Raw genomic sequence first — 13,719 nt, forward strand, 5'->3', positions numbered from 1 at the left:
AATTCGTCACACCTTGAGATCCAAATCCTTCAGGTACAATCCGGAGGCGGGTGCTATATAAGGTATATTTAACTTTTGGTCCTGTTGAAGGGCTTCTGTAAGAAATTCGGGCTGCAGCTCTCCTTTCCCGACTAGCACCAGGGCTCCCATGATCATCCTGATCTGATACCGCATAAACCCATCTCCTTTTACCTTCAGCATATAACTGTTATTTGGAAAAAAACTGGCCTGAATTTCATTGTTTTCTGAGATTCGGCAATGTGATATCCTTCTGAGGGTTGTGGATCCGGGCTGCAAGCGCGCGGTAAAGTTGTGGAAGTGGTGTTCGCCCTCAAACAAGGATGCACATTGTTTTATAAGCGGTAAATCGAGATCTTCCAGAAAATTTGCCATAAAAGGGGCACAATACGGATGGTTCTTTGCCCCGAATGAGAATAAATAATGGTACTCCTTGTCGGAGGCATTCTTAATGATATTTATTCCCTCCCCAGCCTCTTCCATCCCAAGAATCCTAATATCAGACGGTAAATTTCGGTTCAGATCATTAATAAAATCCTCTTCATCCTCTATAGGTCGGTTTTGTGAGATCAGCTGTAAGGCTGTTTTAAGGGCAGAGACCTTGGCATCCGTTCTGCTTGATCCAAGGATTTTATACTGTTCTTCGGGACGTATAAATTTCAAGGTCTTCCTGATCATGCCTTCCACGGTTTTCTGACCCGGTTGTCTTTGCCAGCCACTATATCTGAAACCTAAATATTGCAACCAGATGATATAAATATGTTTTCCTTTCATTTTTTACAAATACGAATTAAAGATATTACAATTAATGCAGGTCAATTATTCCATTTCAATTGAAACCCTGTATTACAGCCTATATAAAAAATTTGTACTTTGTAGGAACAACTTCCAAAACAAACTAAGATGAACAAACATTCAACAACAAAACCTCCCGTCTGGTACTGGGTGGTCAGCGTACTTGCCCTTTTGTGGAATCTTATGGGCGTAATGAATTATCTGGGAACCGCCTTTATGAAAGAAGCTATTAAAGCTGAGATGACAGCAGCACAGGTGGAACTTATGGAAAACACCCCTGCCTGGGTGACAGCTGCATTTGCCATTGCCGTGTGGTTTGGGGCAGCAGGATGTATTGGACTATTATTGCGCAAGAAATGGGCTAAATCGGCTTTGGGGCTTTCCCTGCTCGGCGTTTTGGTTCAAACTGGATATGGCTTCTTTATGACAAACGCCACGGAAGTCTATGGTAAAACAGAGGCTATAATTATTCCATCTATGGTCATAATCATCGCAATCCTTCTGGTCTTTTTTGCACGCTTAAGTGAAAGAAAAACATGGATCGCATAGTATAAAGTGATTCCCTTTGGTTTTAAACGAATATTAAACTGCAGGTAAATACCATTACTTGAATGGTGATCCCTTTTAAAAATAAGTAATGGCAGAGCCTCAGAAGAAACCACGTATTGAGATTATTGATGCTTTAAGGGGCTTCTCCCTGGCGGGGATAGTGATCGTTCATATGGTGGAAAACTATATCGCCGCACCAGTCCCTGAAGGGGCTATGGATGCGGCGCATCAGGGGACATTTGACTATGTGATTGATGGATTTATTCTCCTTTTTCTAAGAGGCAAATTCTTTGCCCTTTTCTCTTTCCTCTTTGGTCTGAGTTTCTTTATTCAAATGAAGAATGCAGATCTGAAAGGACAAAGCTACCAGTTTCGTTTTCTTTGTCGGTTGGCCCTTCTCCTGTTTATCGGTTATCTCCACAGTCTTTTTTATCGCGGTGATATTCTTACAATTTATGCCCTCCTGGGTGTATTCCTTGTTCCATTTTACAGACTGAAAAAACAATGGATTCTAGTCTCCTCTATGGTTCTTTTCCTGGGTTTAGGAAGGTATCTTGTCTTTTTATTTACCCAGGGTGATAATTTATTCGTTTCAGGTTCTTTTAGCCCGGATAGTCCGGATATCATTCAGTATTTTAATGTCTTGTCTGAAGGATCCATCTGGGAAGTTTTCAAAACCAACGCCTGGGAAGGCCATGTAATGAAAATGGATTTTCAATTGGGAATTTTCTCAAGGGGCTATCTCACATTTGGCTTTTTTCTCCTCGGTCTTTATACCGGAAAAATTGATTTTTTCAGAAACTACCTGGAAAAGAGGCAACTGGTGAAGGACCTGTTATGGGGATCGGTAATTTTGCTGTGCATTGCTATTGTAATTACAGCCGGCTCATTTATGCAACTGGGGCCAGAACCTGAATTTAATAGTTGGATTGCCATGCTGGGGCTGACAGGTTTTGATTTGGTAAACGTTGCCCTCACATTTATCATCCTGTGTCTTTTTGTCATGATATACCGGTCAGAGAAATGGAAGAAACGACTCGATAGCTTCACACCTTACGGCAGGACCGCCCTTACCAACTACGTTTTTCAAAGTATTGCCGGCACATTTGTATTTTACAGCTGGGGGCTGGGTTATATTGGAAAACTGAGCAACACTGTTTCCTTTGGTTTGGCCATACTTCTTATTATAGTGCAGGTTCTGATTAGCAAATGGTGGATGAAACGCTTTTACTATGGTCCTTTCGAGTGGCTGTGGCGCAGTCTTACCTTTTTTACAATCTATCCCTTTCTAAGATCTAAGAGCAACTAGGTGTTTTCTTGCCCGGGTAATTTTTACAGCCATTCACCACAACTTTTTTGAGATACTCAACATTCCTTGCAGTTCAACGATTTTTTTCAAATAAAGCAAACACCCCCCTCGTTCTAAGTAGGAAAAATCAAAAAGCAAGTCGAACTTCCCATGAAGAATGTATTGAGAATTATACCCTGGAATAAATGCTTTTTGCTTTCCTTCAGCCTTCTTCCACTTATTGTTATTACCGGTTTTTATGGCCTGTATACCAACAAGTTTTATTTTCTTAAAATCGACAACTACATTTTCGCTTTTCTGGTTTTGATACATGTGTATTTTCTGAATTCCCTCTTGAGGGCAGACAGAGACAATAGTATCCCTTTAAACTCATTACGGACCATTGAATTTGCCATGTACGCCATCCTTCCGGTGTATCTTTTTAAAATGGCAGAGACCCTGTATGTTCTTCTGACCTATTTTGACTATTCAGAACATGTGTTCCCACCGACATTCCTTCCTGTTGGCATCCTGATACTGCTTATGCAGGCACTTTTGATCCTCCTTACCTTAACCACTTTTCAACACAGAAGAGATCGCCTGGGTCCTTACAGATATGACCGAATTAATGAACTTTAGTCCCTTATGCAATTAGACATAGGACTCGTGCTATGGCAGCACAAAAAACCCCGCTTGAGCGGGGTTTTTTTATAGCTTGCTAATAAAACCTCCGTAGAGATCCTTGAGCTTGTATCCTTTTTTATAACGCTGTTTACTGAGCTTCTTGTGAACCACCAGTCCCCAAAGGAGAAACTCCCTGAGAAAATAGGAATCCTTTTCTGTTGCCTTGGGCTGATGCTTGCGAATGAGGTCCTGCAGGGGAGCAATATCATCCAATAGTTTTCTGTATTCCTCTTCGCTCAGATCATCCGCTAACTCAATTCCATCCCGGTCAAAAAACCATAAGATCAGATCATCATAGGGTCCTTCTGCATTTTTTTGTTCCAGCTTCAGGATTGCCGGAAAATAATTGGGGAACAGGCTTTTTACGGCATCATCAATAAGCATCATGGCCACCGTATCTGCTCCCTCCTGTTCTCCTTCGTAAACAAGTTCTATTTTTCCGGTAATGGCCGGAATCACTCCAATAAAATCTGACAGACGGACGGTAGTTTGCGAAGTCCCCTGTAAAAGCGCTCTGCGTTCAGCTGTACTAAGGAGGTTTTCAAATGCAGTAATACTTGTGCGGGCACTCACACCGCTTTTTGCATCTACATATTCGCTGGATCTGGCTTCAAAACTTATCTGTTCCAGGAGATCTTTGGCCAGTTCAGGCACATGAATCATCCCGGCTTGGTCCTGGTCTAAATTGGCTTCCTGCTCGGTAATTTTTCTGGCAGTCTGTACTTCCTTCGGATAGTGTGTCAGAATCTGTGATCCAATCCTGTCTTTCAGTGGAGTTACAATGCTGCCCCGGTTGGTATAATCCTCAGGATTCGCCGTAAAAACAAACTGGATATCGAGCGGTAAACGCAATTTAAAGCCCCTTATCTGGATGTCCCCTTCCTGCAGAATATTGAATAGAGATACCTGAATTCTGGCTTGCAGATCAGGCAACTCATTGATAACAAAAATACAGCGGTTTGCCCGGGGAATCATTCCAAAATGGATCACTCGGTCATCGGCGTAAGAAAGTTTCAGGTTGGCGGCCTTTATCGGATCGACATCCCCAATAAGGTCGGCCACCGTAACATCTGGTGTCGCGAGCTTTTCGTAAAATCTTTCTTCCCGGGGAAGCCATGAGATTGGCGTTTTGTCTCCCTTTTCTTCTATTAGTTGTTTACTGTATCTGGATATCGGGGCCAGTGGGTCATCATTGATTTCAGATCCCTCCACAACAGGGATATATTCATCGAGGAGATTCACCATGAGTCGAGCCAACCTGGTCTTAGCCTGCCCCCTTAGTCCCAGAAGATTGATATTGTGTCTCGATAGGATGGCTCTCTCCAGTTCAGGAATAACTGAATCTTCATACCCCCAAACACCAGCAAAGGTCTGTTTCCCTTCTTTTATGCGCTCTATGAGATTTTTTCTCAATTCATCCTTTATTCCCTGGGATTTATAGCCCGACTTACGGAGGTCGCCCAGTGTTTTAATATTGTTATAATCTAATTTCATATCCACTTCTCCTTTTCTTTTTTCTTTTATTTCAATCTTTTTTTTCTGTTCTTTTCGTAATCCTCAAATATCATTTCTCCCAATCCCTGCAAACCTGTGAACAGGGCTTTCCCTTTATTTGCCTCCGTAAAGTGCCGCACAAATTGCTTTAAATACGGATCCTGTGCAATCATAAAAGTGGTTATAGGGATGTGTAATTTTCGAGCCTGTCTGGCCATGTTGTAGCATTTCTCCACAATAAAATCATCGAGACCAACGCTGTTTTTATAATAATTGCCATCTGGCAATCGCAGGCAACTGGGCTTCCCATCTGTGATCATAAAGATCTGCTTATTGGTGTTTTTCTTCCTTCGAAGCATATCCATCGCCAACTGGAGTCCGGCCACCGTATTGGTGTGATAAGGTCCTACTTTCAGGTAGGGCAGGTCTTTAATCGGAATTGGCCAGGCGTCGTTGCCAAAGACCAGTATGTCGAGTGTGTCTTTGGGATAGCGGGTAGTTATAAGTTCGGCCAGGGCCATGGCAACTTTTTTTGCCGGAGTGATCCTGTCTTCTCCGTAGAGAATCATGCTATGACTGATGTCGATCATCAGCACAGTGCTCATCTGAGCCTTGTGGTGGGTGTCTTCTACTACAAGATCATCCTCTGTAAGTGAAAATGCATCCAGCCCGTGGTTCACCTGTGCATTTTTCAGGCTTTCAGTCATAGAGATCCTGTCAAGAGAATCACCATAACGATATTCCCTGAAGTCCCCTGTATGTTCATCACCCAGGCCGGATTTTCCTGTACGATGGTTCCCTGAGCCACTTCGCTTTATCTTTCCGAAAATCTGTTCAAGTGCCCGCTGTCTGATGATCCTCTCCATCTTCGCTGTAATCGACAGAGATCCTTCACCCGGTGTCCCTTCACCTTCTCCTCCTTGCCCCTGCTCCAACTCTTCTCTCAGGAATCCTTTAGCCTTCAGGTCTTCAATAAAATCATCGATGGTATAATCCTCATCGGTAAGGTCGTATTCCTTATCGAGTTCCCGAAGCCAATCCAACGCTTCATCCACATCGCCTGAGGTATGGGTAATTAATTCCTGGAATATTTCAAAAAGCTTTTCAAAAGGAGATTGCTCCGGAGCATTGTAGGTAGTAAAACGAAAACCCGTTCTAGATTTCATAGCCATATCATAAAAATACTATATTTCGCAAAATGCGTCAGCCTTTTATACAAACCTTAACGGTTTCGTTTAACTTCGTAATCGATGTCTTCCTTTTCCCGAAAACTTACCGCTGCCTTTTTAAGTACACACCCTTTATGGACCCGTCAGCAATTTGGTATTGAACAATTCATATTTCCTGAAATAGACCTAAAAGAAGTACTAGAATTTACGATCCCTTCAAGGATGCGACTAGGTCACAAAATGGAACTTGTTTTTAAAGCTGCAATGGAAAAACAGAGCAGTTATGAGCTCATTGAACGAAATATCGTAATTCAAAGAGTAAACATAACACTGGGAGAGCTCGATTTTCTTTTGCGTGATACTTCAGATAATAGTCTTATACACCTGGAACTGACCTATAAATTTTATCTTATCGACAATGAGATCAGCGAACCGATCTACAGATTAGTAGGGCCTAACCGAAGGGATATGTTTTATACCAAACTTGATAAGCTGAAAGATAAACAGTTTACATTGCCCTACACAAAAGAAGGAAGGGCAGCGCTGCAGGAAAGAAGATTGGAAGCTGATCAGCTAAAACAACAAACCTGTTTTAAAGCACAACTATTTACTCCGTTTACCGCCGATCAGATAGGAATAAGACCTTTGAATCAGAACTGTATTTCCGGATTCTGGCTTCGCTTCGAACAGTTTAATTCCGGGGAATTTGAGGATTATATGTACTACTTACCTTCCAAGGATGAATGGGTATTAAAGCCTTATGAAGAAGTAAGTTGGATAAATCAGTTTAATCTATTACTTGAAATCAATCTCAGAATGCTCAAGCATAGCTCTCCAATGGTCTGGATGAGAAAAAGTAATGGCGAATACAAGAAATTCTTTGTAGTCTGGTGGTGACTTCAGGTTATTGAGACAAAAACTGCCTGCGTACTTAATGTCTGTCCTGTAAAACACTAACTACAGAGTCCAGATCATATCCCTTGGCACGCAGAAGTATAAGGAAATGGAATAGCAGATCAGCACTTTCGCTAAGGAATAAATTATCGTTGTTGTCCTTGGCCTCAATAACAACTTCTACGGCCTCTTCCCCCACTTTCTGAGCGATTTTATTTATACCATTTTCAAATAATGAAGCTACGTAGCTTTTTTCTCCTGTTGCATTACTCTGCCTGTCTGCGATAATCTTTTCGAGATCTGATAAAAATCCATAGGACATTTTATTTTCAGTTCCCCAGCATGTATCGGTGCCTTTGTGACAGGTGGGGCCTTTCGGAACTACCTTTATCAGCAAAGTATCAAGGTCACAATCGGGTTGAATATTTACGACTTCCAAATAATTACCACTCTCCTCCCCCTTTGTCCAGAGACGCTTTTTTGTCCTGCTATAAAAAGTCACCCTCCCATCTTTCATTGTTTTATCCAGCGCATCCTGATTCATATATCCCAACATCAGAACCTGTTCTGTGTTAACATCCTGTATGATTGCGGGAACCAACCCATCCTTGTTTTTTGCGAAGTCTATTTTCATATTTACCCTATTTTAAGGTTGCACCTGAACTCTTTTACGTACCGGGATATTGTTCTTTGAAAGGTATTCCTTTAAGTCCCATATCCCAATTTCTTTAAAATGAAAAACGCTGGCAGCCAATGCAGCATCGGCCTTTCCCTCTACAAAGGTATCGAGAAAATGCTGTGGCTGTCCTGCTCCTCCTGAAGCAATAATGGGAATATTAACACATTGTGACAATTCGGCAAGAGCCTCGTTGGCAAATCCATTTTTAGTGCCGTCGTGATTCATGGAGGTAAATAGGATTTCCCCTGCCCCCCGTTTTTCAACTTCCCTGGCCCATTCAAATAAATCTAAATCCGTAGGCACCTTCCCTCCTGCCAAATGCACCTTCCATTCTCCCTTTAACAATTTGGCATCTATGGCCACAACGATACATTGTGAGCCAAACTTTGCTACCAACTCGTCAATCAGGGCCGGATTTTTTACGGCTGAGGAATTGACAGAAATTTTATCCGCTCCGTTGTTCAGGAGCATACTAACATCTGAGGCCGAAGAAATACCCCCTCCTACAGTGAAAGGAATATTCACCCTTTCTGCAACACTCTTCACCAGCCTGGCCAGGGTTTTGCGCTCTTCTTCCGTAGCAGAGATATCGAGAAACACGAGCTCGTCTGCTCCTTCTTCCGCATATCGTTCTGCCAGTTCAACCGGATCTCCGGCGTCTCTCAGATCCACAAAATTCACCCCTTTTACGGTACGGCCGTTTTTTATATCAAGACAAGGGATAATTCGTTTTGTCAACATCTAATTCTCATTCTTTGTGTTCAGGTCGATTCCTGAGTAAAACTCAAGGTCCTTTGCTTTTAAGTATTTAACCCAATAGGCAATCTGCCCCGTATGATAGGAAAAATGTTCCACTACGTGCATCAGAATTCCAATACCGCTTAAATTAAAGCCCTGAACTTTATAATATTTTATCAACTGTTCGTCCGTCAGGCTTTCCACCAACTCCTTTACCTGTTCAATTAAACTCTTCAGATCTGCCATCAGTTGCTCTTTGCTGATTCCTCCACTGATATTGAATTCCGCATCGCGTTGGCGCATATCTTTCTTACCTCCTATTCCGGCTAGTACATACTGGGTGATATTTCCACACAAATGCACCATGATATTACCAATACTATTGGAAGCCTGATTTGGCCTGTGCCACACTTCTTCTTCACTTATTTCATCAATACTCTTTTCTACCATTCGCAGGCTTTCATCCATCCTGTAAATGGTATTTTTCTTTATTTCTTTACTCAATTCTGACCCGGTGGTACTCATGCGTTCAGGATATAGGTTTCCAATTCTTTAAGGGCTATCCGATTCTCATATATAGCCTTACCCAGGATGGCCCCCTCGCAGCCCAGGGATTTCAAGGTATGAACATCGTCCATAGTGGTAATACCACCACTTGCTATTAACTTAAGCATGTTAGATTTTTCCTTTGAGGTTTTGGGCACTTCCGCCTCCGAAGTATTACCACTGGCCTCTTTCAGAATTTTTATATAGAGTTCTGTAGAGGGACCCTGCAGCATCCCGTCCTTACTAATATCTGTACATATCACGTAGGTTACCCCTTGCTGCTGATATTCCCTGATAAACGGAATTAATTCGAGGTCAGAACCCTCCTGCCAACCCGATACGGCAATTTTTTCATGCATAGCATCGGCCCCTAAAATTATTTTATCAGCCCCGTATTGTTCCAGCCATGCAAGAAAAGTAGAACGGTTCTTTACAGCTATACTTCCGCCGGTTATCTGTTGGGCACCCGATTCGAAGGCTATTTTCAGATCCTCATCCGATTTGAGTCCGCCCCCAAAATCGATCTGCAATGAGGTTTTAGAAGACAGTTCTTCAAGGATCTTGTAATTTACAATGTGATTCGACTTTGCCCCATCCAGATCTACCAGGTGTAAATATCTGATCCCGTGCGCCTCAAAAGACTTCGCTACCTCAAGCGGGTTTTCATTGTATACCCTTTGTGTACTGTAATCTCCTTTTGAGAGACGGACACATTTTCCTTCGATGATATCTATTGCCGGAATTATCCTCATTTACAGGTTGATAAAATTGTTTAATATCCGCTCCCCGATATCACTGCTTTTCTCAGGATGAAATTGCACTCCCCAGAAATTGTTTTTCCCCATAGCGCTACTGTAGGGTAGTTCATAATCGGTTACTGCGATGGTATCCTTATTTAAGGGAGCGTAATAGCTGTGCACCAGGTAAATGTATTCATTCTCAGGTATTCCCTTGAATAAGGGTGATTTTAATTCCCTGATCTGATTCCAGCCGATCTGCGGTACTTTCACCTTCCTGCTAAACCTCACCACATCCACTTCGTAAATGCCTAGACCTTTGGTATTACCTTCCTCAGAAGATGCGCACATGAGTTGCATCCCGAGACAAATCCCAAGAACGGGCTGTGTTAATTCAGGAATAACCTTATCGAGACCACTTTCTACTAATTTTTTCATCGCACTGCTGGCTTCTCCCACACCGGGAAAGATCACCTTGTCCGCATTTCTGATTTCATTGGGATCATCAGAGAGTACGGCCGAATACCCCAGACGTTCCAGGGCAAACTGAATACTCTGAATATTACCAGCACCGTAGTCGATAATAACGATTTTCATAGTATACTCCTTATAAGGTACCTTTTGTTGAAGGCAATATCATTTTGTCCGTATCGCGTTTTACCGCCATTTTGATGGCCTTGGCAAAGGCCTTAAAAATCGCCTCAATTTTGTGATGCTCGTTTGTCCCCTCTGCCTTGATGTTAAGATTTGCCTTGGCACCATCCGTAAAGGATTTAAAAAAGTGTACAAACATTTCAGTAGGCATATCTCCTATCATTTCCCTCCTGAATTCAGCATCCCAAACCAGCCAGTTGCGGCCGCCAAAATCGATGGCAACTTGAGCCAGACAGTCGTCCATAGGAAGGCAGAACCCATAGCGTTCTATCCCGAGTTTCGACCCCAATGCCTTGTGAAATACTTCTCCCAGTGCGATGGCAGTGTCTTCAATTGTATGGTGTTCATCAATTTCCAGATCCCCCTTAACCCCAATCTCCAGATCCAATTGCCCGTGTCTTGCAATCTGGTCTAACATATGATCAAAAAAAGGAAGGCCTGTTGAAATGTTACTCTTCCCTTTCCCATCAAGGTTTAGGCGGATCGAAATCTGGGTTTCCTTTGTCTTCCTTTCATGATGCGCTACCCGGTCTTCTACCCTTAAAAAATTGTAAATCTCTTTCCATGAATTGGTTTCCAGGGCTATACAGGAAGTAATTTCTTCCATTCCCGCGATCAGTTCATCATTCCCCAACTCTGTATTATTATTGATGAAAATCCCTTTCGCTCCCAGGTTTTTTGCAAGTTCAATATCGGTAAGCCTGTCGCCAATAACATAGGAATTTTCTAAGTCGTAGTCTTCAGAAAAGTATTTTGTCAGCAGTCCGGTTGCCGGTTTTCGGGTATCTGCATTTTGTTCAGGAAAGGTTTTGTCGATAAAGACCTCCTGAAAAACAATTCCTTCTTTTTCCAGGGTTTTCATTATAAATTCCTGAACGGGCCAGAAAGTATCTTCGGGAAAGGCCTCAGTGCCCAAACCGTCCTGATTGGTGACCATGACCAGTTCATAGGACAACTCACGAGCAATCCGCCCCAGGAAGGTGAATACTTCTGGGTAGAAATCTAACTTTTCAAACGCATCGATCTGTTCGTCAGCCGGTTCCCTGATAAGGGTGCCGTCCCTGTCTATAAACAACACTTTTGTCTTGGAGCTGTTTTTCATTTCATTTTATTTAATGCCGTGATCAAACGGTCGTTTTCTGATGGAGTGCCAATAGTAAAGCGAAGGCCATTTGAACAAAGGGGTTGATTTGTCCGGTTCCTTACAATGAATCCCTGATTTAATAATTCCTCGTAGCGCTTGTCTGCGTTATCGACTTTCACAAGGATAAAGTTGGCATCACTGTGATACACTTGTTTCACGAAAGAAAGAGGTGCCATTGCCTTTTTTAACTTTTCTCTTTCAGATCGAAGGATGTTGATTTCTTCCTGAATAAGATCCCAGTTCTTCAGGCGATCCATCGCCTTTCTCTGCGTAAGTTCATTCACATTATACGGTGGTTTTATTCTGTTGAGTACAGTGATGACCTCTTCGGAGGCAAAACACAATCCCAATCTTATTCCCGCCATCCCATACGCCTTGGAAAAGGTCTGAGTGACCACGAGGTTGGGATACTCCTCAAGTGATTCTGTCCAGCTCTTCTGTTCAGAGAAATCGATATAAGCCTCATCTATGACCACCAGACCATTAAAAAAGCCTAAAAGTGCCTCAATTTGCTCTGCAGGTATGCTATTCCCGGTCGGATTGTTGGGGGAACAGATAAATATGAGTTTGGTATTTGCATCCACCGCCTCGTTTATCTTCCTGAGGTCAAGAGTGAAATCAGATTTCATCTCAACTTTTGTATTCCCCACATCATTCAGGGAAGCCAGAACCCCGTACATCCCGTAGGTGGGAGGTACTGTAATCACCTTGTCTTTTGCAGGTTCACAAAAGGCCCGGAAAAGCAGGTCTAATACTTCGTCGCTGCCATTGCCCAGTAAGATCTTACTTTCACTAATTCCTTTTCTGCTTGCTATTTCCGATTTCAGATTTCGTTGCCTGGGGTCGGGATATCGGTTTAAGCCATTCTCAAAGGGATTTTCATTGGCGTCAAGGAATATTTTTTCTGATCCATCAGAGACATACTCATCCCTGGCCGAAGAATAGGGCGTCATTTTCCTGACGTTTTCTCTTACGAGCCGTTGCAGGTTAAACGGGGATGATTTTTTCTCTGTACTCATCCTAGGTATCTGCTTTAATCGAATTTTTAATACTTGCCAGTCTAAGGGTCACCGCATTTTTATGGGCCTGTAGTCCCTCAGCCTCCGCCATAATCTCAATGGTTTCCCCAAGATCTAATATACCCGCTTTTGTGATTTTCTGAAAGGTAATGCTCTTCATAAAACTGTCGAGGTTTACACCGCTATACTGCCTTGCGTATCCATTCGTAGGCAGGGTATGATTAGTCCCTGAAGCATAATCTCCTGCACTTTCAGGGGTATAGTTCCCAATAAAAACTGATCCTGCATTAATGGTATTTTCAAGATAGTATTCTTCATCGGCAACACACAGGATATAGTGCTCAGGTCCGTATTCATTGATCAGGTCTACGGCCGCAGCCGCATCAGGGATATAGATGAGTTTGCTATTAGAGATAGCTGCATTGGCGATTTCCTTTCGAGGGAGATTCCTGAGCTGCAATCTGACTTCCTCTTCAACTTCCTCCAAAAGGGTCTTTGAGGTGGTAACCAGAATTACCTGACTATCCACACCGTGTTCAGCCTGACTCAGCAAGTCGGAAGCGATAAATTCAGGAACTGCGGTGTCATCGGCCATTACAAGCAATTCACTCGGTCCTGCCGGCATATCTATAGAAACGCCATAGCGGGTGGCCAACTGTTTGGCAACTGTAACATACTGGTTACCCGGGCCGAATATCTTAAATACTTTGGGGATAGTCTCCGTTCCAAAAGTGAGGGCAGCTATAGCCTGTATCCCTCCTACTTTATACACCTTTGAAACTCCACAGAGAGCAGCTGTATACAAAACCACAGCAGGAAGGTTTCCGTTTTTGTCGGGCGGACTGCATATGACAATTTCACTGCATCCGGCAATTTTAGCAGGAATCGCCAGCATAAGGATGGTTGAGAATAAGGGGGCTGTTCCACCGGGGATATACAAGCCCACTTTCTGAATTGGTTTTTTCTTTTGCCAGCAGCTAACCCCGGGCGAAGTTTCAACCTTTAAAACTGATGTTTTCTGAGCTTCGTGAAATTTCCAGATATTGGTATATGCCCTTTGTATGGCTTTCTTTAAAGGTTCTCCCAGGGCTTCAGCAGCTGATTGTAGTTCCTGAGGCGTAACTGATGAAGACTCCAGGGTGACCCTGTCATAATTCGCTGTAAATTCAATCACAGCCACATCGCCCCTTTCTTCAACATCTGAGAAAATTGAACGCACCGTGTTCTCGATATCATCAACCGTCTGGGTAGGGCGGGCAAGTAAGGATTCCCATTCTTCGCGTGCCGGATTGAAATACTTTTCCATTGGGA

15 protein-coding genes are annotated in these 13,719 nt (G+C 42.9%); 4 read left to right on the forward strand and 11 right to left on the reverse strand.

All coding sequences use genetic code 11. The features are described 5' to 3' along the window. Positions 1-6: 6 nt before the first annotated feature. Positions 7-792: a tRNA pseudouridine(38-40) synthase TruA gene (gene truA, locus AB8P51_RS13645; RefSeq protein WP_369749407.1), complete on the reverse strand. Its 786-nt coding sequence runs from the start codon at positions 790-792 to the stop codon at positions 7-9. Between the two features lie 129 nt (positions 793-921). Here truA and AB8P51_RS13650 point away from each other — a divergent pair, with 129 nt between their 5' ends. From AB8P51_RS13650 to AB8P51_RS13660, 3 genes are all read left to right on the forward strand, one after another. Then, a complete protein-coding gene (locus AB8P51_RS13650; RefSeq protein ID WP_369749408.1) occupies positions 922-1,362 on the forward strand; it encodes a hypothetical protein in 441 nt (146 codons plus the stop codon). Positions 1,363-1,450: 88 nt separating this feature from the next. Then, the gene (locus AB8P51_RS13655) at positions 1,451-2,671 is read left to right on the forward strand and encodes a DUF418 domain-containing protein (protein WP_369749409.1); all 1,221 of its coding nucleotides are present in this window, start codon (positions 1,451-1,453) and stop codon (positions 2,669-2,671) included. A gap of 150 nt (positions 2,672-2,821) precedes the next feature. Further along, complete coding sequence (locus AB8P51_RS13660) at positions 2,822-3,289, forward strand: hypothetical protein (protein WP_369749410.1); 468 nt, start codon at positions 2,822-2,824, stop codon at positions 3,287-3,289. A gap of 69 nt (positions 3,290-3,358) precedes the next feature. On the opposite strand, the gene AB8P51_RS13665 is transcribed toward AB8P51_RS13660, so the two are convergent. Then, positions 3,359-4,828 (reverse strand): magnesium chelatase, encoded by a 1,470-nt coding sequence (locus tag AB8P51_RS13665; protein WP_369749411.1) that lies wholly within the window; start codon positions 4,826-4,828, stop codon positions 3,359-3,361. A gap of 26 nt (positions 4,829-4,854) precedes the next feature. Next, positions 4,855-6,000 carry a VWA domain-containing protein gene (locus AB8P51_RS13670; protein ID WP_369749412.1) on the reverse strand — a complete coding sequence of 382 codons (1,146 nt, stop codon included), beginning with the start codon at positions 5,998-6,000 and terminating at the stop codon, positions 4,855-4,857. A gap of 78 nt (positions 6,001-6,078) precedes the next feature. Here AB8P51_RS13670 and AB8P51_RS13675 point away from each other — a divergent pair, with 78 nt between their 5' ends. Next, the gene (locus AB8P51_RS13675; RefSeq protein ID WP_369749413.1) at positions 6,079-6,894 is read left to right on the forward strand and encodes a DUF1853 family protein; all 816 of its coding nucleotides are present in this window, start codon (positions 6,079-6,081) and stop codon (positions 6,892-6,894) included. A 34-nt stretch (positions 6,895-6,928) separates the two neighbouring features. Here AB8P51_RS13675 and hisIE read toward each other — a convergent pair whose 3' ends face one another. From hisIE to hisD, 8 genes are read right to left on the reverse strand one after another with little or no spacing between them, the layout of a single operon-like run. Further along, the gene (gene hisIE / locus AB8P51_RS13680) at positions 6,929-7,525 is read right to left on the reverse strand and encodes a bifunctional phosphoribosyl-AMP cyclohydrolase/phosphoribosyl-ATP diphosphatase HisIE (RefSeq protein WP_369749414.1); all 597 of its coding nucleotides are present in this window, start codon (positions 7,523-7,525) and stop codon (positions 6,929-6,931) included. Positions 7,526-7,537: 12 nt separating this feature from the next. Next, positions 7,538-8,311, reverse strand: coding sequence for an imidazole glycerol phosphate synthase subunit HisF (hisF, locus tag AB8P51_RS13685; protein WP_369749415.1), 774 nt, complete (start codon positions 8,309-8,311; stop codon positions 7,538-7,540). Beyond that, on the reverse strand, positions 8,312-8,833 hold the full coding sequence (locus AB8P51_RS13690; RefSeq protein WP_369749416.1) for a DinB family protein: 522 nt from the start codon (positions 8,831-8,833) through the stop codon (positions 8,312-8,314). It abuts the gene before it with no gap. Further along, on the reverse strand, positions 8,830-9,606 hold the full coding sequence (locus AB8P51_RS13695; protein ID WP_369749417.1) for a HisA/HisF-related TIM barrel protein: 777 nt from the start codon (positions 9,604-9,606) through the stop codon (positions 8,830-8,832). Before AB8P51_RS13695 ends, AB8P51_RS13690 begins: the two co-directional genes overlap by 4 nt. Then, positions 9,607-10,188 (reverse strand): imidazole glycerol phosphate synthase subunit HisH, encoded by a 582-nt coding sequence (gene hisH / locus AB8P51_RS13700; RefSeq protein WP_369749418.1) that lies wholly within the window; start codon positions 10,186-10,188, stop codon positions 9,607-9,609. 10 nt (positions 10,189-10,198) lie between these two features. Continuing rightward, the gene (gene hisB, locus AB8P51_RS13705; protein WP_369749419.1) at positions 10,199-11,347 is read right to left on the reverse strand and encodes a bifunctional histidinol-phosphatase/imidazoleglycerol-phosphate dehydratase HisB; all 1,149 of its coding nucleotides are present in this window, start codon (positions 11,345-11,347) and stop codon (positions 10,199-10,201) included. Further along, positions 11,344-12,408 carry a histidinol-phosphate transaminase gene (gene hisC, locus AB8P51_RS13710; protein ID WP_369749420.1) on the reverse strand — a complete coding sequence of 355 codons (1,065 nt, stop codon included), beginning with the start codon at positions 12,406-12,408 and terminating at the stop codon, positions 11,344-11,346. Before hisC ends, hisB begins: the two co-directional genes overlap by 4 nt. A gap of 1 nt (position 12,409) precedes the next feature. Continuing rightward, a complete protein-coding gene (hisD, locus tag AB8P51_RS13715; protein WP_369749421.1) occupies positions 12,410-13,714 on the reverse strand; it encodes a histidinol dehydrogenase in 1,305 nt (434 codons plus the stop codon). Between the last annotated feature and the right edge of the window lie 5 nt (positions 13,715-13,719).

Source organism: Muriicola sp. SD30 (assembly GCF_041205185.1).
In the GTDB taxonomy this organism is placed as follows: domain Bacteria; phylum Bacteroidota; class Bacteroidia; order Flavobacteriales; family Flavobacteriaceae; genus Muriicola.

Excerpts from the sequence above, each read along its gene's own strand:
- truA (WP_369749407.1), bottom strand. The coding sequence starts at position 792 with ATGAAAGGAAAACATATTTATATCATCTGGTTGCAATATTTAGGTTTC.
- AB8P51_RS13650 (WP_369749408.1), top strand. The coding sequence starts at position 922 with ATGAACAAACATTCAACAACAAAACCTCCCGTCTGGTACTGGGTGGTC.
- AB8P51_RS13655 (WP_369749409.1), top strand. The coding sequence starts at position 1,451 with ATGGCAGAGCCTCAGAAGAAACCACGTATTGAGATTATTGATGCTTTA.
- AB8P51_RS13660 (WP_369749410.1), top strand. The coding sequence starts at position 2,822 with ATGAAGAATGTATTGAGAATTATACCCTGGAATAAATGCTTTTTGCTT.
- AB8P51_RS13665 (WP_369749411.1), bottom strand. The coding sequence starts at position 4,828 with ATGAAATTAGATTATAACAATATTAAAACACTGGGCGACCTCCGTAAG.
- AB8P51_RS13670 (WP_369749412.1), bottom strand. The coding sequence starts at position 6,000 with ATGGCTATGAAATCTAGAACGGGTTTTCGTTTTACTACCTACAATGCT.
- AB8P51_RS13675 (WP_369749413.1), top strand. The coding sequence starts at position 6,079 with ATGTCTTCCTTTTCCCGAAAACTTACCGCTGCCTTTTTAAGTACACAC.
- hisIE (WP_369749414.1), bottom strand. The coding sequence starts at position 7,525 with ATGAAAATAGACTTCGCAAAAAACAAGGATGGGTTGGTTCCCGCAATC.
- hisF (WP_369749415.1), bottom strand. The coding sequence starts at position 8,311 with ATGTTGACAAAACGAATTATCCCTTGTCTTGATATAAAAAACGGCCGT.
- AB8P51_RS13690 (WP_369749416.1), bottom strand. The coding sequence starts at position 8,833 with ATGAGTACCACCGGGTCAGAATTGAGTAAAGAAATAAAGAAAAATACC.
- AB8P51_RS13695 (WP_369749417.1), bottom strand. The coding sequence starts at position 9,606 with ATGAGGATAATTCCGGCAATAGATATCATCGAAGGAAAATGTGTCCGT.
- hisH (WP_369749418.1), bottom strand. The coding sequence starts at position 10,188 with ATGAAAATCGTTATTATCGACTACGGTGCTGGTAATATTCAGAGTATT.
- hisB (WP_369749419.1), bottom strand. The coding sequence starts at position 11,347 with ATGAAAAACAGCTCCAAGACAAAAGTGTTGTTTATAGACAGGGACGGC.
- hisC (WP_369749420.1), bottom strand. The coding sequence starts at position 12,408 with ATGAGTACAGAGAAAAAATCATCCCCGTTTAACCTGCAACGGCTCGTA.
- hisD (WP_369749421.1), bottom strand. The coding sequence starts at position 13,714 with ATGGAAAAGTATTTCAATCCGGCACGCGAAGAATGGGAATCCTTACTT.